The sequence below is a fragment of the Xanthomonas sp. NCPPB 3959 genome (assembly GCF_056675575.1).
The window spans coordinates 23,303-46,028 of record NZ_JBWWVR010000018.1 but is presented as its reverse complement, the minus strand read 5'-3'; the positions used below and the strand labels follow the sequence as shown (position 1 = coordinate 46,028).

Genomic DNA, 22,726 nt, shown 5'->3' with positions numbered 1-22,726 from the left:
CAGCCAAACGACGCGACGACTCGACCTCCTCAACCAGCGCGCTTTTGCGCGAGCCGCTCGAACATCGCGGGTAAATCGCGCATATCGTCGAACACCTCCAGCACGCCGATCCGTCGCAGGGTGTCGCCGTGCCCTTGGGGAATATGGCTGGCACCAGTAAAGCCCAGTACCTGCATGCCCGCCGCCAATGCGGCGGTTGCGCCGGTGGGGCTGTCTTCGATCACCAAGCAACGCTGCGGCGCCACGCCCAGTGTGCGGGCGGCCAGCAGATAGACATCCGGCGCCGGCTTGGGCCGCTCCACCATATCGGCACTGAAGATATTGCCCGCCGCGCGTGCGGTGAGCCCGACGCGTTCGACCGAGGCGACCACATTGTGACGGCGGCTGTTGGAGGCTACCGCCAGCGGCAACGGAATCTGTTCCAGCGCGGCGCGCGCGCCTGCAATCGGCTGCACCTGCGCCTTGATCAAGGCTTCGCTGCGCGCCTGAATCTGTGCCAGCAACGTCTCTGGCAACTGCACCGAGAAATGCTCCTGCACCCGCAGCAACACCTCATGCGTGGTCTGCCCGAACGTGGTCCCCAGCAAATGCTCCAATGCCTCGGCCGGCACGAATGTAGCCAGTGCCTCACGCATCACTTGGTCGGCCAGTATCTCGCTGTCGACAAGCACACCATCGCAATCGCTGATCAGTAAGTCGTAGACCATTGCACCCATCTGCTCGCAAAGCGCCATTATGCCGGCCGGGTTGTGACCGTTGGCTGTGGCCGGTTGCACGCGTGCGCAATGCCCGTCGTGTTGCACAGACCAACGAACGGCGGCAAGCGGACTGAACAAGTGAAATCCGCAGCGCCGGCGCATGTCACACAATCTTACCGCGCGTCGTTCGGGCAGCTGGTAGGATCGGCCCCGCTGCGGAAGGACTTCATGCAGCGTCATCAGGAATGCGATCAGGAGAAGGAGATTTCGATGCAACCGCGATTCCCTGCCCTGCTCGTTCTTGCGACCTCGTTTCTCGCGGTCTCATGCACCGCCTCGCCCGGTGCCAAGGAGCAAACCACCATGTCAGCTACGCTGCAGGACCATACCGTCGCGTTCCGCGACCCCAGTCTGACCGACATCGCCAAGGCCATTGCGCACGGCGACGTCGCCCGAATTAGTGCACTTGCCCCCACTGTCGATCTCGCCGCACACGGCGATCAGAACGTCACCTTGCTGGAGTGGGCGATCTGGAACGAACAACCACGCGCACTGGCCGCATTGCTCGACGCCGGCGCAGATCCCTCATTGCCTGGCATGGACCAGGAAACTGTCGTGCACATGGCCGCGATGGCGCAGGACCCGGAGTATCTGAAGGTGCTGCTGCAGCACAAGGCGCCGATCGATGTAGTCAGCGTGCGTGCCGGCTGGACGCCGTTGTTCCGCGCCGTGCAGAGCAAGCGCGATGCGCAGATCGGCCTGTTGATCGAGGCGGGCGCCGATGTGCAGCGTGTCGACCACACCGGCAACAGCGTGCTGCATCTGGCCGCACAGAGCGGCGCGGCAAGTCCTGCAGTGCTGCAGTTGCTCAACGCCGGTGTGGACCCCACGCTGCGCAACGCGCAGCAGAAAACCTTCCAGGCGTATTTCTTCACCACCCCGGATCGCCTGCTCAATGCCGCCGGCCAGCAGGTCAGGTCGGACGTACGCGCATGGTTGAGCGCGCACAACATTCCAGTGGAAAGCAGCCGCTAAAGCGGGCTTTTCGCACGACGAACGCAAGGAGCCGCGCATGAGCCCGTCAAATCCCACTGATTCCTCCACTCCGTTCGCAGAGTCGATCCGCGGACAACAGCCACGCCCGGAAGACCAACAGTTTCCGGCAGTGCTGCAAGACCTCTACGCGACTGCCTCGCAGCGACGCGAAGGCAGCGCTGAAACTTTTACGCCCCTGCCCAATGGCTGGACGCGCATGGACGACAGCACGCTGCAACGGGCAGGTATCGACCCCAGTTTGCTGCACGATGCTAAAAGCGGTTTCGATGCCGCGTTCTACCGCAACGATCAAGGCAACGTGGTGCTCGGCTTTTGCGGCACCGACGAAGGCAAGGACTGGAAGCACAACATCGGCCAGGGCCTGGGCTTCGACGATGCGCAGTACGCCTCCGCAATTCAACTGGGCAGCCAGGCCAGGCAGGCATTTGGCGACCAGGTGGTGATCACCGGTCACTCGCTTGGCGGCGGTCTGGCGGCGGCATCGGCGATGGTCAACGACATCCCCGCCGTGACCTACAACGCCGCAGGCGTCAACGACCGCACGCTGGAACGGCAAGGTCTGGATGCATCGGCGGCCAAGGAGTACGCCAGTAGCGAATTGATCCGCGGCTATCACGTCAAGAACGAGATTCTCACCCATCTGCAGGAAGACAGCATCCCGTTGAAGTGGGCGATGCCCAATGCGGCCGGCCATCAGATCGAGCTTCCGGAGCCGGACCCGTTGTCGTTCGGGCGACGCCTGGTGCCAGGCATGATGTTGATGCACCGCATGGACCTGCACGGCATGGACTCGGTGATCAAGGCGCAGGACATGCAGTCGCCGAGGCAGGCGCAGGGCACGACCCTGCACACCGGCAGCCAGCTGTTCAACGACGCAGTGGTGCAGCTGGACAGCCAGCGCGAGCGCCTGGGGCTGCGCGACGACACCGCGTTTCTCAACACGGCCGCCAGCGTGGCCGCGCGCGCAAGCAGCGACGGCTTGCAACGAATCGATCACCTGGTCCCCAGCCGCGAAGGCGACAGCCTGTTCGCTGTGCAAGGCCGCATGGACGACCCGACCCATCTGCGCAGCCAGGTGCAGACTGCGGCGGCGGCCAACGAACCGGCGCAAGGCAATGTCGGCCAGCTGCAGCAACACAACCAACAGCAGGCGCAATTTCAATCGCAGCCGCCTTCCCAGCAGCAGGAAGAGCATCGCCGCCTGATCCAGTAGCCGTCGTTGCCCGTCTCCGGGTACTGGCGCGCGCCAGTACCCGGATCAGCCCGCGCCCGCCATCGCGCGCAAGGTAATCCCAACCAGATAGGCCAGATAGGTGCCGGTGGCGTAGCCCATCGTGCCCAGTAGCACGCCGACCGGCGCCAGGGCCGGGTGGAAGGCCGCAGCGACCACCGGCGCCGACGCCGGGCCACCGATGTTGGATTGCGAGCCGATTGCGAAATAGAAGAACGGCACCCGCAGCAACCGGCCCAGACCCCACAGCAGCGCAATATGCACGGCGATCCAGATCAGCCCGAGCAGGAACAGCCATGGCCGGTCCAGCAGCGCCAGCAGATCCATCTGCATGCCGATGCAGGCGATCAGGAAGTACAGCAACAGCGTGCCGATTTTGGAGGCGCCGGCACCCTCCAGCGTACGGGCGCGGGTGAAGCTCAGCAGCAAGCCCAGGCTGGTCGCCAACACCACCACCCAGACGAACGGGGTGTCCAGACTGAACTGGCTGGCCCAGCTCAGGTTGGCCTTGCACCATGCCGCGAGCGGATTGGCCAACGCATGCGCCAGGCCGACGCCGCCGAACGCCACCGCCACGATCACCATCAAATCGGCCAACGTGGGAATGCGCGCGTGTTCGGCCTGGAAGCGCGCCATGCGCTCCTGCAAGGCATCCAGTGCCCGGGTATCGGCGCCGCTACGCGCATCGATGTTGCGCGCCCGCCCGGCCAGGAAGATCAGCACCGCCATCCACACATAACCGACACCGACATCGACCACCGCAAACTGGCCGAAGGTGGTGGCATCCACATCGAAGACTTCGCGCATTGCCAGCATGTTGGCGCCGCCGCCGATCCAGCTGCCGGCCAGCGCGGCCATGCCGGCCCAGGTATCGCCCGCCACGGTAGCCGGATGCAGCCAGCGCATCACCCAGAACGCGACCACCGCACCCAGCATGATGCTCAGCGACGCGCCCAGGTACATGGCGACCAGCTTGGGCCCCAGCCCCAGGATTGCGCGCAGGTCGATACTCAGCGTCAATAAGATCAGCGCCGCCGGCAGCAGCACGTCACGGGCGATCGGGTTGTACAGACGGGTGTTGGCACCGTCGATCAGGCCGACGGTGTTGTAGATGCCCGGCAGCAGATAGCACAGCAACAAGGCCGGCACCACGGCATAGAAACTCCGCCACGGGCCGCGCTCGCGCGAGGAGGTCCAGAACACAGCCCCCAAGGTGGCGGCGATCAAGCCGAAGACGACGATATCGTTTTGGATCAGCGCAGCACCGGCGACATTCACTACGGGCGGACATCCAGAAAGTGGCCGCCAATGCGCGGATCGACCAACAGTGGCCAATGGCGTGAATCTAGCCGACCCGGGCCTCTACGCACACCCTGGTATCGATGTTGACATCAGCATCGTCACTACGAGCTTGCCGCAGAGATGATTCGTGGGCTGTGCGGGAAAGCCAATCGCCGATGTCGCAGATGTAAAGCGAACAGAGGTCGTTCTAGATGTTTGTCAGACGCGCTCAGCCATACCGCCGCACCACGCGTTCGCCCTCGGCGGTCTTCAACACCACGCCGCTGGGCTGGCCAGTTGTCAGGCAATGCAGCCTGGCCATCACTTCGGCGTTTTCCAACGCGCCCTGCTCGCGCAGATAACGCAGCGGCGACCACTGCGGCCGGGTGACCCACCAGCCGCCCTGCTCGGGATGGATGCGTACAACGTAGCGGGACTCGTCCATCAGGCCTCCGGCCGGTGCGTGCAGCGATCGAACGATGGTGCGTAACGCGTGCGGGCTATCGCAGCGCGCTGCGCGTGGGAACGCGTTCTCCCATCAGCATGCCGACGTGCCCTTACTCAAGGGGCCGCGGGAGAGTGGCCAAGGGCCCCGCGTCCGGCATAGCCAGAATGTTCTTTCGATTATGGGAATACCGTCGGGTGGACACTGGCAGTTCGGTAGGAAAATTCTTACATGACACCAGTCAGGCGCAGCGCTACAGTCGATCCCGAGCGGCGAACAGACGTCGCGAGCGGCCGTCAGATGGCGCGGACGGTGGCAGCGGGGAGGTCAATCGCGCTTGGGAAGTGCCTCGGGGGAGGAATTGCATGCATCTGCTCAGGAAGTTCCAGTTTCCGGTCAAGTCCGCGCTGGTGGTGGGCTATGTGCTGGTGATCCGGGAAGCGATCGTCTTGTGGTCCTGAGGACGTCAGGCCTCTGACGCTCAGGCTGCCGCATCGCGCGGACCGAGACCCGTCATGGCGTCTCAGTCCGCGTCCACCCAGCCACGCTGTTGTGCGGCTGCCAGGTCGGCTGGCGTGTCCACGTCCAGGGCGAGTGCCGGTGCGCTCACGCAGCCCAGCGTCTGCACGTCCAGGCTGGCGAACAGGCCGCGCAGGCCACTGTCGGCCTGCAACGGCACATCTGCCCACGCGGCATGCGTCACCACTGCGGGGATGCCACGTACCCCGGCGTAGCCGCTGGTGGCGCAGCCCGAGGCTGCATGACCGGCCTCTTCGAGTAGCGCACGCAGATGCGGTGCGTCCAGCGCGGGTTGGTCGCAGCCCAGGATCAGACTGCGCCGCAGCGTTGTGTCGTCCTGCACGTAGTGCCGTAGCGCGGCCAGGCTGGAGCCCATGCCTGCAGACCAGTCGCCGTGCCGCAGCACTTCCACCTCCAGACCTTGCAGAACATCGGTCAGTGCATCGGCCTCTGCGCCCAGCACCACCACACAACGGCGCGGCGACGTCTGCAGCGCAAGACGCGCGAAGCGACGCAACAGTGGCTCGCCATCGCGCATCAGCAATTGTTTTGCCCGGCCCAGACGACGGCCGGCGCCTGCGGCGAGTATCAGTGCAGCATGATCGCTGCTCATGCGCTCGATGCCGCAGTGCGTGGCGAAGAACCTCGCGGTATCGGCTGTGAATCGCGTCGTGGACGGCTTATCTGCCCATCGCAAATGGGAGCCCTGCTTGCACGCGACGGACCTTGGTCAGCGTCGCGAGATGCGTCGTCATCGTGATCAGAAAATACGGTCATGGCGACGTCGCGCATAGTGGAGATGCGCTCAGCGTAGAGATCTGACTGTGCGTGCGGGGTGACTACGTGGCGCGTGTCTGCGGCACTTGTTGGCAAGGATCCGCGCGCCGGGAGCGACGCCGCCAAATCAACCAATGCCAAATAATACATATTAGAAATAATTCAAATTAAAGCAGCCCCGTGCCTGACTAACACTCGGTGCTTCTGCTTTTTCAAGCAACCGTCAATGTTGAGCATCCGTGCACTGATCTAGCGCAGCGGCCTGTCGCCTTACGCGCTTCGCGCTGCAATACCACCAGCCAACCCACCACTTCCCACCGCAGCATCCTGCAGATCGGCGACCGCCTGCGTGGCCTCGGCGATGATGCCGAGCGCGATGGTGTGCGGCGACGAGCGCCCCATGCGCCAGCCGGCAGGCAGTCGTAACCGGGCCAACGCTGCATCGTCGTGGCCGAGCGCACGCAGTGCCTGCAGACGCGCTTCGCGTTTGTGCCGGCTACCCAGAATGCCGATACAGGCAACATTGGATGCGAGCCCACGATGCGCGACCTGCAGATCGATATCGCTGTCGTGGGCCAGGCTGTACAACGCGCTGTCTGCATCCAGCACCAGATCCTGCAACGCCTCGCTCAACGCGCGGCGATCGTAGTGTTCCGGGGCCAGGCCAGGCGGTGGTTCGCTGGGACCATGCGGTCGCAGCACGCGCAGCTCGATGCCCATCTGGCTGGCCAGGGTCACCAACACCAGCAGCGCAGGATCGGCGCCGACCAATATCAATCGCAATGGCGGCCGATGCGTGCGCAGAAATTCGCTGGCGCGTACATCCTGCGTATTCGCCGGGTAACGCACTGCGCCGGACTCTCGATCCAGCGCGACGTGGAACGCGCGGCGATGCTGACGCGCATTGCGCCAGCGCGCCAGATGCTCGCCCAGATCCGGTACCGTCCAGACCAGCACACCGATGCGTCCGCCACAGCTGAGCTGGATGTCGAGCACCTCGCTGCCCTCGCCATAATCGAGCCAACGCGGCTGGCCGTCGCGCAGTGCCGCGATGGCTTCGTGCGCCACCGCCGCTTCCACGCACCCGCCGGAGACGTAACCGGCCACCCGGCCGTCTGCGGTGATCGCCATCTCGCTGCCCAACGGGCGCGGCGACGAGCCTTGCACGTCGATCAGCGTGGCGATCGCCACCCGCTGCCCTGCCCGATGCCAGGCGGTGAGCGTCGGCAGCAAATCGTCGTGCAACGCATAGCTCGGCCATGCCGGCCACGCCGGCTCGGCCGGCGGCGCATGCGCGACCGGGGCCACCAATGCACTCACGCGCGCAGCAACTCGGGCATGTGCGGCAGCAGCTTGTCGAGCGTGACCGGATAATCGCGCACGCGCACGCCGGTGGCGTTGTAGACCGCATTGGCGATGGCCGCAGCGACGCCACAGATGCCCAACTCGCCCACGCCCTTGGCCTTCATCGGCGAGGACATCGGGTCGCTTTCTTCGAGAAAGATCACTTCCTGATGCGGGATGTCCGCATGCACCGGCACTTCATAACCCGCCAGGTCGTGATTGACGAAAAAGCCCAGTCGCTTGTCGACCGCCAGCTCTTCCATCAAGGCGGCGCCTGCGCCCATGGTCATGCCGCCAATCACCTGGCTGCGCGCCGATTTGGGGTTAAGGATGCGTCCGGCGGCGCACACCGCGAGCATGCGCCGGATGCGTACCTCTGCAGTGGCGATATCCACGCCGACTTCGACAAAGTGCGCGCCGAACGTGGAGAGCTGATGCGTCTTGGACAAATCACCGAACTCGATCTTGTCTTCCACCACCAACGCACCGTTGGCCGCCGCATCACCCAGCGCGATGCGCTTGCCGCCTGCGCGTACATGGCTGTCGGCGAATTCGGCCTTGGCCGGGTCCAGACCGAGTTGCTTGGCAACGGCTTCGCGCAGCTTCACCGACGCTGCATACACGCCGGCCGTCGAGCTGTTGGCGCCCCACTGACCGCCGGAGCCGGCCGATGCCGGGAAGCTGGAATCGCCCAGTCGCACGTCCACCCAATCCAGCGGCACGCCCATCATTTCCGCAGCGGTCTGCGCAATGATGGTGTAGGAGCCGGTGCCGATATCGGTCATGTCGGTTTCCACCACCACGCGCCCGCCCTGCTCCAGACGCATGCGCGCCCCGGAGGTCATCGCCGGTGAATTACGGAATGCGGCTGCCACCCCCATGCCAACCAACCAGCGACCATCACGGGTGCTGGCCGGCTTGGCCTTGCGCTTGGACCACTCGAACCGCTTGGCGCCGTCTTCCAGACACTTGACCAACTGCCGCTGCGAGAACGGACGCTGCGGGTTTTCCGGATCCACCTGGGTGTCGTTGACGATGCGGAACGTGACCGGATCCATGTCGAGCTTTTCGGCCATTTCGTCCATGGCCACTTCCAGCGCCATCAAGCCCGGTGCTTCGCCGGGCGCACGCATGGCGTTGCCTTCCGGCAGATCCAGCACGGCCAGACGCGTGGCGATCAGGCGATTGGCACCGGCATACAGCAACTGCGTCTGCGCAGCGGCGTTCTCGGCACCGCCCTCAGGCAAATCGCCGGACCAGGTTTCATGCGCAATCGCAGTGATCTTGCCATCGCGCTGCGCACCGATACGGATGTGCTGCAGGGTGGCCGGGCGATGCGTGGTGTTGTTGAAGATCAGCGGCCGCGGCAACATCACCTTGACCGGGCGCCCCACCTGGCGTGCAGCCAACGAGGCCAGCACCGCATCGGCGCGCAGGAATAATTTTCCACCGAAGCCACCACCGATATACGGCGACATCAGGCGCACGTTTTCGCGCGGAATATTCAGCGTTTTCGCCAGATCGCCGGCGCTCCAGTTGATCATCTGATTGGAGGTCCAGACGCTGAGCTTGTCGCCTTCCCACTGTGCGATCGATGCATGCGGCTCCATCATCGCGTGCGAATGGTCGGGCGTGGTGTATTCGGCATCCAGCTGCACCGGTGCGGCTGCGAAGGCGCCGGCGAAGTTACCGACTGCACTATTCGGCGCGCCGCCTTCCTTGGTGACCTTGGCGCCATCGCGTGCTTTTTCCAGATCGTAGGCGCCAACATGGCGACCGTAGTCGACCTTGATCAGCTGGCCTGCGGCACGCGCCTGTTCGAAAGTCTCGGCAACCACCACGGCGATAGCCTGGTGGTAGTGCTGAATCTCCGGCCCGCCCAGCAACTTGGCCGTGTTGTATTTGCCTTTGTCCAGCTTGCCGGCGTTCTGCGCAGTGACGATGCCCAGCACGCCGGGTGCATTGCGTGCAGCGCTCAGATCGATGCTGCGGATGGTGCCTTTGGAGATGCCTGCACCGATGACATGGCCGTAGGCCGCGCGAGCAGGCAGGTCGTGGTGTTCGTACGCATACGGCGCCTGGCCGGTGGTCTTGAGCGGACCATCGATGCGATCGACAGGCTTGCCGACAACCTTGAGTTGATCGATGGGATTGGTACCGGCGGGAGTGTCGAATTTCATATCAGGCCCTCGTGTCGGCCAGGATCGCGGTCAAGGTGCGCTCCACCAGCGGCAGCTTGAATGCATTGTGTTCGGTCGGCTGTGCGCCATCGAGCAGCACAGAGGCGATGGCACGCGCACCTTGGCGCGACTGCGCTTCGGCGGCTTCGCTGCGCCAGGGTTTATGCGCAACGCCACCCACACCCACACGTGCGCTGCCGTCGCGCTGCACGACTGCTGCAACCGACACCAATGCAAACGCATACGACGCGCGGTCGCGCACCTTGCGATAGACATGCGTCCCGCCAATCGGCTTGGGCAAGCTCACCGCGGTGATCAGCTCGCCGCGTTCCAGTACGGTTTCCAGATGCGGTGTCTTGCCGGGCGCGCGATAGAACTCGGACAACGGCACCGCACGCGTCTGCCCATCGGGGCGTACTGTTTCCACCACCGCATCCAGCACGCGCATCGCAATCGCCATGTCGCTTGGATGGGTGGCGATGCAGTCTTCGCTGACACCGATCACTGCAAGCTGACGGTTGAAACCGCCGATCGCCGCGCAGCCGCTGCCAGGCAGGCGCTTGTTGCACGGCTGATTGGTGTCGTAAAAATACGGGCAACGCGTACGCTGCAGCAGATTGCCGGCAGTGGTCGCACGGTTGCGCAACTGCCCCGAAGCGCCTGCCAGCAAGGCACGCGACAACAGCGCGTAATCGCGGCGCACGCGCGCATCTGCGGCCAGATCGGTATTGCGTACCAATGCGCCGATCCGCAGGCCACCCTCCGGCGTAGCGTCGATCGTGTCCAGGCTCAGGCCATTGACATCGATCAGGTGCGAGGGGGTTTCGATCTGCAGCTTCATCAGATCCAGCAGGTTCGTACCGCCTGCGATGAACTTGGCGCCCGGCTGACGCGCAGCCTTGGCTGCTGCATCGGCTGGCGAAGTGGCGCGCTCGTAGCTAAAGGCCTTCATGCGCGGTCTCCGGCAACATCGTTGATCGCGTCGATAATGTTGGAATAGGCACCACAGCGGCAGATATTGCCGCTCATGCGTTCCTGCAGTTCGGGAGTGGTGAGCCTGGTCTTGCCGGTGAGATCTTCAGTGACGTGGCTGGGAATGCCGCGCTTGACTTCGTCCAGCACCGCCATCGCCGAACAGATCTGGCCCGGCGTGCAGTAGCCGCACTGGTAGCCATCGTGTTTGACGAACGCGGCCTGCATCGGATGCAGCTTGCCGGGCGTTCCCAACCCTTCGATGGTGGTGATCTTGCCGCCCTGATGCATGACGGCCAGCGACAGGCAGGAGTTCATGCGCTGCCCATCGACGATGACCGTACACGCACCGCATTGGCCGTGGTCGCAGCCCTTCTTGGTGCCGGTCAGGTGCAAGTGCTCGCGCAAGGCATCCAGCAACGTGGTGCGATTATCCAACGTCAATGTCACCGGCTTGCCGTTGACCTCGAACGCAACCTGGCTCGACGCATTGGCCGGTTCGACCGCTTGACGCTGCGACATCGCATTGGCGGCAGTCGCCGCCATCGACTGGGTTGCGGCAACGCTGGCTGCCGACGCCGTGCCAGCGATCAGTACCTCGCGACGGGTCATCTTGATGTCTCTCATGGCTGGCATCTCCAACAATGCTGGCTTATTCAGTTCTTAAATAATGTGAAGCGTGGCCGGTCACAAGCGCGTGAGCATGCGGCGAGTGTGTGCAGGTGCGAATCGGCGGTGTGCTCCGATTCTAGAGCCGCTCCAGCCACGCATTGGCGGCATGGACTGCATGCGCCTATGAAGCGCGCTCATCATTTTTGGAATGCGGTGCGCGTCGGTCGAGGCGCACGAGCAGCGTGTGTGTGCGTATGTGTGCACAGCGTGTCGCAGCTTCTGCAGTGATCCGACATCTTTCTGTGCGCTGACAAGGATGACCTCATCCCTGTCAGCTGTGTGGCTGCGACGACCAGAGCATCTACGCAGCACACGCGTTTTCGTGTCTACGCTTCACCCTGATCGCCTGGCGCATTCGGGTGCACTGCGTTGGGAACATCCGGATGCGAACTATCGACCTGTAGCGGCTACCGACACGTAGCGAGCAGTCGTCAGTCGGGCGTTGACAGCGTGGAGGACACGGAGTGTCCGAGTAGTACACGCCGATTCCGCGCAGCGCCCGCGCCCGCCTGGCGGTGAGCGCAGTAGTTCGCAAGCCGCTCCTAGAACTCCAGCACGATCTTGCCCAGATGGCCGCCCGCCTGCTGCAACGCGAAGGCGTCGGCGAGATCCTCGAGCGCGAAGGCGCGATCGATCACCGGCCGCAGCGGCAAGGCGTCCAGCGCACGCACCAGTTGCTGCTGATGCGTGCGGCTGCCGACCACTAGCCCTTGCAGGCGCTGCTGTTGGCCCATCATTTCTGCAGTCGGCACCGGACCGGCGGCACCGGTCAACACGCCGATCAAGGCGATATGCCCGCCCACCCGCCCGGCGCGGATCGATTGCGCCAACGTGCCCGGCCCACCGACCTCGACCACGTGGTCCACGCCGCGTCCGTTGGTGATCTCCAGCACCTGCGCCGACCACTCGGCGTGCTGCAGATAGTTGATGACGTGGTCTGCGCCCAACGCACGCGCCTTGTCCAGTTTTTCGTCAGACGACGATGTCGCAATGACGGTGGCGCCCATCGCCTTGGCGAACTGCAATGCAAAGATCGACACACCGCCGGTTCCGAGCACCAGCACGCTATCGCCGGCCTTGAGTCCGCCATTGACCACCAGCGCGCGCCATGCCGTGACGCCAGCCGTGGTCAAGGTGGCCGCCTCGGCATGGCTGTAGCCGTTTGGGGCGTGCGTGAACGCATGCGCGGCGGCCACGACCGCAGAGCGCGCATACCCGTCCACGCCATCGCCGGGCGTGGTGGCAAAGCCCGCTTGCAACGGCTCGCCATCCAGCCACTCGGGGAAGAAGGTGGATACTACACGGTCGCCGACGGCGAATTCATCCACCTCAGGCCCGACGGCATCGACCACGCCAGCACCATCGGACATTGGGATGCGGCCGTCAGCGGTCGGCATCTGCCCCGACACCACGCCCAAGTCATGGAAATTCAGCGAGCTTGCGTGAAGGTGCACTCTGATCTGACCGCGTGCCGGCTGCCCGGGGTCGGGCAGCGCAACGGCATGTAATGCATTCAAACCTGCAGGATGAGCTAAACGAATGGCGCGCATGCGGCGCTCCTTGCTGTGATCGACGCTCGGGATAACACGCCGGGCGTTAGCCGCACGCAGTCGAGCTGGCTTTTGGCTCTGCTGTCCATTGTCGTGTTTTGTCGCAGCGTCGAGCGCGGTGGCAGCAGCCAGGCTGGACAGGGGGCGCCGTCGCACGCCAGTGCGTTTCCTCGCGGCGCATGAGGCATCAATCACAGATCGGCACGGCGTCATGGGGTGCAAGCAATTCCACGCGACGCCAACCGCTAGGCTGGCACAGCAGTTGCACTCTGCCCTGCTATCCAGACAGGTAACTTCCGTGACATCGACCAGCAAGCGGCGGCGGCAACGTGCACAACGCATTGCGTTGCACTTTGTGCTGAGCATTTCGTGCCTGCTGCTGCTTGGTTCGGAGTACTGGTCCATCCATGAAGAGCGTGCGAGCGCGCTGCGCGCCGCCGAAGCGCAATCGTTGAATCTTGCAAATTCGCTGGCGCAGCATGCCAGCGACACCCTGACGATCGCCGATGCCGTGCTGTCCGGGCTGGTGTCGCGGGTGGAGCACGACCAAAGCTCGGCAGGTGCGCGACTGGTCATGCATGACTTCCTGGTGCATGAGGCGCATCGCTCGGACCGACTGCATGGCATCTTCATCTACGCAGCCGACGGCAGCTGGGTGAGTTCGTCACTGGACAGCACGCCCAGGACACACAGCAACGCCGATCGTGCCTATTTCAAATACCACCGCGACCATCGCGATGCCTTGTCGCTGGTCGGACCGCCGGTCCAGAGCCGCTCCGATGGCAGCTGGGTGCTCACGTTGAGCCGGCGCCTCAACACGCCCGGCGGCGAATTTGCAGGTGTGGTCCTGGTCACGCTGCAACTGAAGTATTTCCAGAACTACTACAGCACCTTCGAAGTCGGCCCGAACGGCACCATCGGCATGACCAATGACGATGGCATCGTGCTGGTGCGCCGGCCCGACAAGCCGGGCGTGATCGGCACCTCGATCGCCGGCACCTCGATCTACGTCACCATGCGCGCGCGCAGGCACGCCACTGCCACCTATCGTTCGCCGATCGACGGCGTGGAGCGCATTTCCAGTTTCGCGCCAGCGCAGGCGTATCCATTGACCGTCTTGACCGGCGTCGCGGTCGATGATGCATTGGCCAATTGGCGGCAATCCGCGCGCCAGCGGATCGTGATCGCCACCTTGGGGTGCGTGTTGCTGTTGGGCGTCGGCATCTGGCTGGATCTGCAATTGCGCCGCATGCATCGCAACGAGGACAAACTCAGTTCCGAAGCCTGGATAGATGCGCTCACCGGCATTGCCAACCGGCGGGCGTTCGATCACCGGCTCTCGCGCGCCTTGCAGCAGGCGGTGCATCGACAAGCGCCCTTGTCGGTGCTGATGATCGATGTCGATCATTTCAAGCTCTACAACGACACCTACGGCCATGTAAATGGCGACGCCTGCCTGCGCCTGATCGCGGGCGCGATTGCCGGCTGCTCACGGCGCAGCGAAGACATTGCCGCGCGCTACGGTGGCGAAGAGTTCGGCATGATCCTGCCGCAGACAGATGCCGCCGGCGCACTGCGACTGGCCGATGCGATCCGCAGCGCCGTCGCCGCGCTCAGCCTGATGCACATGTCCAGCCCGACCAGCGCGCACGTCACCGTCAGCGTCGGCGCAGCGACGTTCGAGCCGGGCGAAGCGCCACGCAGCCCGGATGCCTTCGTGCACGACGCTGACTCGGCGCTGTATCGCGCCAAGCAAAATGGGCGGAACCGGACGTCGGCCTAGGCCTCAGTATAACTCGGTGCATTAGAAAATAGTTGCTACCAAGCTCAGCGAGCCTTTGCCAACAAAATGCAAAAACATTAAAAACCCACTTCCATACTGAAATTACATCAACTCCACTGCGGTTAATGGACCCACTCCATATCGATTACTCATCAATCGCTGCCGGCCTAGGCAGTCAGCTTTCGGCCAGCACAAGCTGACTGAGTAGCTCATGATTTACTCCCGGCCGGCAGCATCCAATTACTAATCCTTAGCCATTTCCAAGGTCATTTTCCCGTACAGACGCTCCGCTTCGATATTTTTTTCTCGACATACGTCAAGCATCTTTCCGGTTTGCACGATTTGCTCGGAAGACTCATCGTAATCTAGCCCCATAAAATACTTGTACCACGGCTCCATACCCAAAGCATAAAGATAAATCTGCGATGGCTTGAAGATTTCGGCAATGCTGTAAGCCTGTTCGAAACCAGATCCGTTGAGACGGCGCGACTCTTTGATTTTCTTACTAACAAGCTTAGTGTGCAGCGCACCGTACAGCCAGGTATAGGGAGCTCCAACGCATTCCATGCCGATTGCCATCACGTCCACCTCGCCGAGCCAACGGCCAATATGGCGGTACATGTTTGAATCGAGGTTAGACGAGTCGGCCCCCATAAATATTTTCTTGCCGAGCAACTCGTAGAACCAGGCGGTCTTGGAGCGCACATTGAGATCGCCGTGCTCGCCCAGGAAAGGCACGCTGACGATTCGCCCGCCTGGGACCGGCAACTCGTCCATGTCGTCCATTTCGACAACATCAAAACCGAACTGTTTCAGCAGCAGGCGCAGCGATGGATCCGACAGCGTGCCGCCGTTGTTCTTTGGCACCAGAACTTTTCCGATCTTGTGCCGAAGCTGCAGCAGCGACTCTAGATTCGCATGATCCTGATGATTATGCGTGATGCAGATGTAATCAATGTGATCCGGCAGCTGACTGAAACTAATGACCTCGTCAGAGAAGTCCGCCCCACGCGAGGCGATGACTGGATCCACGACAATCGACATCTGCGAGGTCTGCAGCAAGAATCCGGCATGCCCGAGATATTGTAGACGAACCCCGGATTCCACGGGCTGGTTATACTGCGTTGGAGGCGTTTGGGTAAACAGGCTGCGATACGGCAGTCCACCGGAAATGTTCTTGCCGGCGAACAACGCATCCAGCGAGGATTCTGCTATCGGCTGCGTCCGCGCCGAAAACACCGCATCCAGCAGCGGATCGTTATAGTCCACCTCCAGCTGCAGGCTGTCGGCGGTAGGCAGCCGTGGGGTACTCAGCACGAACGGCCTACCCCCCCGCTCGCCAAGGATGCCGAATGCGACGCTCTGCAATGACGTCTTGTAGAACGGGCTTTTGTACAACAGGCTTTCCAGCAGGCGGTACGAAGGATGATGTTCGAGGTCCATGAAAATCTCGACATAGCCCTGCAACGGCTCAGGTATCTGCGCATATAGGTGCTCGATTGATTCGCCGCTAGTATGCAGGCGCAGCAGTTCGTCGAGCTGGCGAACTGCATCGGATAGCGCCACCAGGTCCGCGTGTTGTTCGTCGATGCGGGCGACCAATGCTTTGATGTCATCGACCTGATCTTCGTTGCAGTCCAGGAACTCAGCACCAGCCATGCCTGGCTGATTCACCGCCATGATGTGCAGCTTATAGTTCTTCACGAACGAGCTCATGATCCGACGATGCGTATTGACCATGTGACGCGCACCGGTCACCGGCGGCAGCAGGTATGGCCACGCATACCACTGATTGACTAGCGGCTCGAAATACACGTCTTCTCGTAGATACAACTGGGTGTCGTTGCTCATCTCTCGCTTCCCTATGAATGCCGGAGGCCGGTGACACCGGCCGAATGTGTAGTCGGTCCGCAACCGTAGTCAGGCGATCGCTCTACCCCAAGCGTCCGGGTAATGCCCCAGGCGCATCATCACTTCGCGCACGAGCACCTCTTCGTGGGTATGGATGAAAAAATGCCCGCCGGCGATCGCCTGAAACTCGACAGGACCAGATACGCGATCCTGCCAGGCCTGGAGTCTCTCCTGTTCGATTCCGTCCTCCATGCCGTAGAAGACAGTGACCGGCATCTGCAGCATCGGCTCCGGCGTGTGGCGATAGCTCTCGGCCATTGCGAAGTCCGCGCGAAGCCCTGGCAGCATCAGCTCGAACAGTTCGTTATCGTCGAAAAGCGCAACCGGCGTGCCATCGAGCTCGCGCAGGACCTGCTTGAACTCGGCCTCACCCATGGCCGAGTACGGCCGGGTGAAAACTCGCGTCCAGGGTGCCGGACTGGCGGACAGCAGCAAGCGCTCGGGAAGCGGCCAGCCTAGCGATTGCAGGCGGCTCGCCAACTGAAACGCCACCAGCGCGCCATTGCTGTGGCCGAAGAAACAAAACGGACCTTCCTCCAGCACAGGGCCGATCGCCTCAATCAGATCGTCCACTAGAGCGTCGAGCGAGGCGAGCGGAGCCTCCAACACACGTGCGCCTTTTCCCGGTGCCTGGATCCCAATGACCTGCACCGACGGGGGCAACCGCGGCGACCAGCCCCGGAACAGATGCGCATGGCCGCCGGCGTAAGGAAAGCAGAGCAGACGCATCGGCGCGCGCGCCCCGGCAGGAAAACGGATGAACCATGGATGCTTCACAACACGGCCCCGCTGGCCTGATCGCTCTTGGCGCCGTGCAGACGCGCCATCCCCACCAACACCTGCCGGTTGCCGGAGTAGGTCTCGCGGCCATGCGAATAAAGCATGTTGTCCAGTAGCAGTAGATCATTGCGCTGCCAATCGAAACGAAGCGTGTTGCGCTCGTAAGCTGCGCGCACCGCGTCGAGGGTGCCCACATCGATTGGGGCTCCATCACCATAATAGGTATTGCGTGGCAGACCTCGTTCGCCCATCGTGCTCAGCAGTGCGTCGCGGATTTCCGGCTCCAGATTGGTGATGTGAAACAAGTGCGCCTGGTTGAACCAGACCTTGTCGCCGTTGTCCGGATGGAAGGCCGAGGCTTGGTTGACCTGACAGGTGCGCAGACCGCCCTCCAGCCACTCGAACTCCAGCTGATTGGCCTTGCAGAAGGTCTCTACATCCGACCGATCAGTGGTCTGGAACACATCCATCCACGGCACGTCGATTTCGGAGTAGTTACGCACGTACATAACCCCATTGCGTTCAAAACGATCGCGTATCGCGTCAGGAACCTGCGCATAGACCTTTCGACTGTCGCAAATCGGCGTGGCGCCTCCGGTCTGCGAAGGGACAGTGCAAAGAAAGCCGACACGCATCGCCCATCGGTTCGAATACGAATTCTCGTTGTGCTGGGGAATGATCTGGTCCGGATGATATTCGGTCGCGGTGTAGACGTTGCCGCGCAATTCGGTCCTCGGCGTGGATCTGTAGACATATTGGATCAAGTCTTCGCCGAACAGCGTCGAAAGCGCGGTGCCAAATTGCTGGCTGCCTACGAACTTCAACCCCCGTATCAGTAGCGCGCCATTCTCCAGTAGAAGCCGTTCCACGTGTTCGCAGTTCTCCGCGGCCCAGTCCGTCGCTCGCACACCTTCGCCATCCACGTTCAAGAGCAGCGGTGTGCCCTGCACATCCTGTAAATCTTCAACTCCGATACCCGCCAACCTCGTCATCGCCTTTTCTCCCTAAAAGCGCCCGGACCTGGCCGGTGCCGTCCCTTCTTGATTGTCCGCCGCAAATCACGGCTCCCCCAACTGCGCCCACGACGCCTGTGGCGCTGTCATTCGTAACGTAGTGCCGCTCCTGGTTCGTACAGCACGGCGCGACGCGTGGCGATGAAGATCGCTATCAATACCAATGCGGAGACACACGCAGCAACGCCCAGCCCGATCGACACCAGCACCCACGGCCCCACCGTCACGAATCTCGAAACCGCAAGAAGGATCGCTGCGGAGAGCAGCAGGCTGATGGCTAGGCCCACTCCAAGTTGGCGCGCCCCCTGTTTCAGGAACAGCACGATGATGTCGCGGTCACGCGCACCGATGGCGCGGCGCAGGCCGATCTCGTTGGTACGCTGCACCACGGCATTGCTGCTCAATCCGTAAATGCCTGTCATCGCCAGCAGCATGGCGAAGAGACCACAACGAACGAACAAGTCCGTCATCGTAGTGGCCATCAGCGTCAGCTGACGCAGCACTTCCTCGTAGCTGGTGATTCTGGCTGGAGCCATGTAGTGATCAATGCCGGCGACGGTCCTGTAGATCGCGCTGCGCGCCGCATCGACGTTGCCGTGGTGCCGGATCAGCACGGCCGCCTCCGCGAGCGGCACCTGAGGCAGCGGGACGTAGAGTGATGCGAAGCTGCTTGATGTAGTCTTCAGCAGGTCACCGCGACGGGCATCGCTAACCACGCCGATCACGATGCGGTCGACTGGCTCAAGACCTTCTTGCATGATACGCACACGTTGACCCAATGCGCCCGACATCGGCCACTGCGCCTTGGCCGCGCTGGCGCTCACTACCACGGTCTTCAATCCGATCCCGCTGTCGCGGCTGTCGAAGTATCGCCCTTCGATCAGACGGACACCAATCGGCTGCCGAGCTTCCGAGGCAACCACTAACGTCGCCTTGGGATAGTCGCTTTCGCGCGGATACTCGGTGCCATCTACCCCGAAACGCACTTGTCCGACTTCCTGCAATACTGCGGCGGTTTCGATCTCTGGATTGTGGCGCAGATCGGCGATCAGTCGCTCGTAGAATTGAAGCTGCTTCTGCGGGGTATTGTAGGACTCCCCGGTCAGCTCGACAGGCATGTTCAGCAGATTGGTCGTGTCGATGCCGAAATCGATACGCGCAGCGCGATAGGCGACGATCGCCATTACGCTGCCGATCACCATCACCACAGAAATCAGCACGATCTCTACGATCACTAAAATCCGCGACACGCGTCCGCTGCGCTTTCCCTGCGAGCCACGGGTGCCGTCACGCAACAACGCACTGGAATTGATGGTAGTCGCGCTCCAGGTAGGAATCACTGAGACCAGGACAATGGCCAAGCATACGAAGCTCAACGCTGACAGAACCGCCCCGGTGTCCAGACCCCAGTTCCACCAAAACGGCAGATCGCCCTGGAACGTCGAGGCGAGGAACTGATTGCTCGCATTCAGTGCCCAGCCCGCAAGCGCCAGAGCCAATAGGCCCCCGACCACGCAGATCAAGGTGCTTTCCATCATCATCTGCAGCACAAGCCGCGTGCGCGGCGCGCCCAGTGCGACGCGCACAGCGATTTCGCGGATACGCTCATTGGTACGTGCCAGCAGCATGTTGCCCACGTTGACGCAAGCCAGCAACAAAATAAAAATGGAAACCACATTCAGCACGGCGAAGACGAAGGTGCCCTCCGGACCCGTTTGCGCAGACTGAAAGGTGTCCACGCGGATGTCGTCGAGGAGCGAATCGCTGTCTTCCCGACGCGGATAGTTCTGATAGGCCGCATGCAGCAGCGTGGTCAGTTCTGCCTCGGCCTCCTTGCGCGAGACCTTCGAGAGCAAACGCCCGTAGACACTGAACGAGGAGATTCCGTACGTGGTCGGATTAAGTTCGCGCTGCGTGAGCGGCAGCCAGATCTCTGAACTGATCGGAAACAAGAAGCCCTTCGGCATCACTCCGACGATGCGCGTCGCGCGCCCGTTGATCTGCACCACCTTGTCCACGATATCCGGATCGGCGCCGTATATCGAGCGCCACATCTTGTGTCCGATTACCGCTACCGGTTCGGCACCAGACACGGCATCCTCGGGCAAAAAACCGCGTCCCAGGACAGGCCGCGTGCGCGCGAACTGAAAGATGCTCCACTCCGCGGAGGTTGCCTTGACGCTGCGGCTGGCATCGAGCTCGCTGATCACCGAACGACCGGTCTGGTACGCGGCAATCCCATCGACCGAGCGGGTATGGCGCAGTTGTGCCAGTTCAAATCCGTCGATCAATGCGGTACGGCCGTCCTTCTTGCCGAGTATTCGGACCATGGAGTCGCTGGCCGGTACTGGCAGCGCCTTGTACATCATCGTATTCAACACCGAGTAGGTATAGATACTGATCGCCAGGCCTCCGGCGAGCACAAGGATGGTCAACAGCGTGAACTGCGGCGTCTTCAGCAAAAGACGCGAGGCATAGCGCAGGTCGGATAGAAAAGACATTCCGATCCTCACCCGACCACGCGTGCCGACGAATCGGAGAGGAGACGTCCATCCAGGAGATCGACCTGGCGGCTTGCACGTGCGGCGTACCCGGGATTGTGGGTGACCAGGCAGATCGTTGAGCCTTCCGCGTGCAGCCCCTCCAAAAGTTCTGTCACCGTCTCCGCATTCTTCGAATCTAGATTGCCAGTCGGCTCGTCCGCCAGAATCAGCAGCGGACTGGCGACGACTGCGCGCGCCACCGCCACACGCTGCTGCTGGCCGCCCGAAAGCTGCGAGGGAAAATGCTTGGCGCGATGTGACATGTCGACCCGATCCAACGCATGTGCCACCATCGCTGCGACGTCCTGGGCACCGAGATCGCGTCGATATGACAGCGGCAAGGCGACATTCTCCGCCACGGTCATGTCGCTTATCAGATTAAACGACTGAAACACGAATCCGATTTCGCGGTTGCGGATACGCGCACGTTCGTCGCGGCCGATGGTGGAAACGTCGTGCTCACCGAGCACGTAGCGCCCGGCGGTCGGCGCATCGAGCAGGCCCAGCAGCGAAAGCAAGGTGGACTTGCCGCAGCCAGAGGGTCCGGAGAACGCCACGTATTCACCTCGTCTGACAATGAGGTCGATGCGATCTAATGCGCGCGTCTCCACCTCGTCGGTAAAGAAGGATTTGCGCAGCCCCTGCAGCTGGATGAGCGGTTCGCTGTCAGACATGTCCGATGCCACCTACTTGACCGAGACTTTGTCATAACTGCTCCAGGCCGACGAGTCGGATACGATGACCTGATCGCCTGCCTGCAATCCGCTCAGCACTTCAATATAGCGTGTGGAGGCACGTCCGAACTGCACGGAACCGCGACTGGCCGCATTGCCGTCCAGGCGGTATAGCTCGACGTTGCCCTGGCTTTTGGCAAAAGGTGGCCGCTCGACGAACAGCGCATTATGCTTCTTCTCGATGTCGATAATGCCTTCGACGCTCAGGTCAGGACGCGCCTCCGGCGGCATCTTGCCAGTCAACACGACTTCGACCTTGACCACCCCGTTCGTCGCAGAGGGTGCGATGCGCGTGACGCGTCCGGGAATTTTGCTGGTGCGGGTGTCCACAAGGACAGATTGTCCGAGTGCGACATCGTTGACCTGGAAATCCTGGACGTCGAGCAAAGCAACCAGATCGTCCTGACGGGCGATTTGGCCGGCCTGCGTGCCAGCGGTCACGCGCTGCCCCAGCTGTAGTGACATTTGCTGCACCACACCGTCAATGCCGGCGCGAATGGTCAGGTCATCGATCTGCTGCTGGATCAGGTTTTTGGATTTTTCAAGTTTGGAAACCACAGCGACGTTGGCCTCGGTCGTCGCCGACAAGCTATCCTCCATGCGCCTTACGCGTTCCTTCTGGGCATCAATCTTGTGGTGGTTTTGCTCCATCACGATTCTGGATTGCTCAGCTGTGATGCGGGACACGATCTTTTGCTCGACAAGCTGCTTTTCGGCGTCGTACTTGACCTTGACGCTAAGGTAGTCCAGCTCCGCATTCTTGGCCTCCGATCGTAGGTCGGCCAGCTGGGAGCGCAACGTCGACTCCGCCGCGCGGTTCTGCTTTACTTGCGCGTCGATTTCCCACTGCGCCTGCAGCAGCTGCTCGTTCAGACGCGGATTGCTCAGGATGACCACGACGTCTCCCTTTTTTACGATCCCGCCAGCCTCGACGTTGATGCGCTCGACCAGGCCATCCACGTTCGCGGCAAGAAGGTGGATGTCCTTAGGCAGCAGCACGCCGATACCGCGCACCTGCACGGAGAAGTCGCCGCGTTGCACCGTGCCTATGACGACATCATCCTTGTCTACCACGTAAGAAGCACTGCCGAAACCGGTACGTGTGAGAAACACGATCACCACCAGCGCGACGACGGCTCCCCATACCCAGCGATTGCGAAACCATTTCTTGGCACCGCCGGAGTTTCTTGCAATATCCATACTCGTGATTGACCTGGTAGTTGGCTGCCTGGAATGG

General features: G+C 62.2%; 18 protein-coding genes and 1 other RNA gene. 3 read left to right on the top strand and 16 right to left on the bottom strand.

Annotation, left to right across the window (positions count from 1 at the left end; translation table 11 throughout):
- Positions 1 to 29: 29 nt before the first annotated feature.
- A complete protein-coding gene (locus AC1KVG_RS18315; RefSeq protein WP_481095322.1) occupies positions 30 to 734 on the bottom strand; it encodes an HAD family hydrolase in 705 nt (234 codons plus the stop codon).
- Positions 735 to 968: 234 nt separating this feature from the next.
- Here AC1KVG_RS18315 and AC1KVG_RS18310 point away from each other — a divergent pair, with 234 nt between their 5' ends.
- Together AC1KVG_RS18310 and AC1KVG_RS18305 are read left to right on the top strand one after the other, a co-directional pair.
- Positions 969 to 1,733 (top strand): ankyrin repeat domain-containing protein, encoded by a 765-nt coding sequence (locus AC1KVG_RS18310; RefSeq protein ID WP_481095321.1) that lies wholly within the window; start codon positions 969 to 971, stop codon positions 1,731 to 1,733.
- A 37-nt stretch (positions 1,734 to 1,770) separates the two neighbouring features.
- Positions 1,771 to 2,967, top strand: a complete 1,197-nt coding sequence (locus AC1KVG_RS18305) for a Tle-like phospholipase domain-containing protein (RefSeq protein ID WP_481095320.1) — start codon at positions 1,771 to 1,773, stop codon at positions 2,965 to 2,967.
- A gap of 45 nt (positions 2,968 to 3,012) precedes the next feature.
- Here the strand turns inward: AC1KVG_RS18305 and AC1KVG_RS18300 are convergent, their stop codons facing one another.
- From AC1KVG_RS18300 to AC1KVG_RS18260, 9 genes are all read right to left on the bottom strand, one after another.
- Positions 3,013 to 4,263 (bottom strand): DUF819 family protein, encoded by a 1,251-nt coding sequence (locus AC1KVG_RS18300; RefSeq protein WP_481095319.1) that lies wholly within the window; start codon positions 4,261 to 4,263, stop codon positions 3,013 to 3,015.
- A gap of 232 nt (positions 4,264 to 4,495) precedes the next feature.
- Positions 4,496 to 4,711 carry a hypothetical protein gene (locus AC1KVG_RS18295; protein ID WP_006448858.1) on the bottom strand — a complete coding sequence of 72 codons (216 nt, stop codon included), beginning with the start codon at positions 4,709 to 4,711 and terminating at the stop codon, positions 4,496 to 4,498.
- 523 nt (positions 4,712 to 5,234) lie between these two features.
- Complete coding sequence (locus AC1KVG_RS18290; protein WP_043889325.1) at positions 5,235 to 5,843, bottom strand: nucleotidyltransferase family protein; 609 nt, start codon at positions 5,841 to 5,843, stop codon at positions 5,235 to 5,237.
- A 434-nt stretch (positions 5,844 to 6,277) separates the two neighbouring features.
- On the bottom strand, positions 6,278 to 7,327 hold the full coding sequence (locus AC1KVG_RS18285; RefSeq protein WP_481095318.1) for an XdhC family protein: 1,050 nt from the start codon (positions 7,325 to 7,327) through the stop codon (positions 6,278 to 6,280).
- Positions 7,324 to 9,531 (bottom strand): aldehyde oxidoreductase molybdenum-binding subunit PaoC, encoded by a 2,208-nt coding sequence (gene paoC, locus AC1KVG_RS18280; RefSeq protein ID WP_115040556.1) that lies wholly within the window; start codon positions 9,529 to 9,531, stop codon positions 7,324 to 7,326. The genes AC1KVG_RS18285 and paoC overlap by 4 nt, the downstream gene beginning before the upstream one ends.
- Position 9,532: 1 nt before the next feature.
- Entirely contained in the window at positions 9,533 to 10,483 is a 951-nt protein-coding gene (locus AC1KVG_RS18275; protein ID WP_115040557.1) for an FAD binding domain-containing protein, read from the bottom strand.
- Complete coding sequence (paoA, locus tag AC1KVG_RS18270; protein ID WP_481095317.1) at positions 10,480 to 11,139, bottom strand: aldehyde dehydrogenase iron-sulfur subunit PaoA; 660 nt, start codon at positions 11,137 to 11,139, stop codon at positions 10,480 to 10,482. The genes AC1KVG_RS18275 and paoA overlap by 4 nt, the downstream gene beginning before the upstream one ends.
- Positions 11,140 to 11,580: 441 nt before the next feature.
- Positions 11,581 to 11,656: non-coding RNA, sX9 sRNA (locus AC1KVG_RS18265), on the bottom strand.
- Positions 11,657 to 11,717: 61 nt separating this feature from the next.
- Positions 11,718 to 12,725, bottom strand: a complete 1,008-nt coding sequence (locus AC1KVG_RS18260) for a zinc-dependent alcohol dehydrogenase family protein (protein WP_481095316.1) — start codon at positions 12,723 to 12,725, stop codon at positions 11,718 to 11,720.
- Positions 12,726 to 13,023: 298 nt separating this feature from the next.
- Here AC1KVG_RS18260 and AC1KVG_RS18255 point away from each other — a divergent pair, with 298 nt between their 5' ends.
- Entirely contained in the window at positions 13,024 to 14,508 is a 1,485-nt protein-coding gene (locus AC1KVG_RS18255; RefSeq protein ID WP_481095315.1) for a sensor domain-containing diguanylate cyclase, read from the top strand.
- A 243-nt stretch (positions 14,509 to 14,751) separates the two neighbouring features.
- Here AC1KVG_RS18255 and AC1KVG_RS18250 read toward each other — a convergent pair whose 3' ends face one another.
- The 6 genes from AC1KVG_RS18250 to AC1KVG_RS18225 form a co-directional block, all read right to left on the bottom strand.
- Positions 14,752 to 16,359, bottom strand: coding sequence for an MBL fold metallo-hydrolase (locus AC1KVG_RS18250; RefSeq protein ID WP_481095314.1), 1,608 nt, complete (start codon positions 16,357 to 16,359; stop codon positions 14,752 to 14,754).
- Positions 16,360 to 16,428: 69 nt separating this feature from the next.
- The gene (locus AC1KVG_RS18245; RefSeq protein WP_481095313.1) at positions 16,429 to 17,196 is read right to left on the bottom strand and encodes a thioesterase II family protein; all 768 of its coding nucleotides are present in this window, start codon (positions 17,194 to 17,196) and stop codon (positions 16,429 to 16,431) included.
- Positions 17,193 to 18,191, bottom strand: a complete 999-nt coding sequence (locus AC1KVG_RS18240; protein ID WP_481095312.1) for a TauD/TfdA family dioxygenase — start codon at positions 18,189 to 18,191, stop codon at positions 17,193 to 17,195. The genes AC1KVG_RS18245 and AC1KVG_RS18240 overlap by 4 nt, the downstream gene beginning before the upstream one ends.
- 107 nt (positions 18,192 to 18,298) lie before the next feature.
- The gene (locus AC1KVG_RS18235; protein WP_481095311.1) at positions 18,299 to 20,713 is read right to left on the bottom strand and encodes an ABC transporter permease; all 2,415 of its coding nucleotides are present in this window, start codon (positions 20,711 to 20,713) and stop codon (positions 18,299 to 18,301) included.
- 8 nt (positions 20,714 to 20,721) lie between these two features.
- On the bottom strand, positions 20,722 to 21,429 hold the full coding sequence (locus AC1KVG_RS18230) for an ABC transporter ATP-binding protein (protein WP_481095310.1): 708 nt from the start codon (positions 21,427 to 21,429) through the stop codon (positions 20,722 to 20,724).
- Between the two features lie 12 nt (positions 21,430 to 21,441).
- Positions 21,442 to 22,689 carry an efflux RND transporter periplasmic adaptor subunit gene (locus tag AC1KVG_RS18225; RefSeq protein ID WP_481095309.1) on the bottom strand — a complete coding sequence of 416 codons (1,248 nt, stop codon included), beginning with the start codon at positions 22,687 to 22,689 and terminating at the stop codon, positions 21,442 to 21,444.
- Between the last annotated feature and the right edge of the window lie 37 nt (positions 22,690 to 22,726).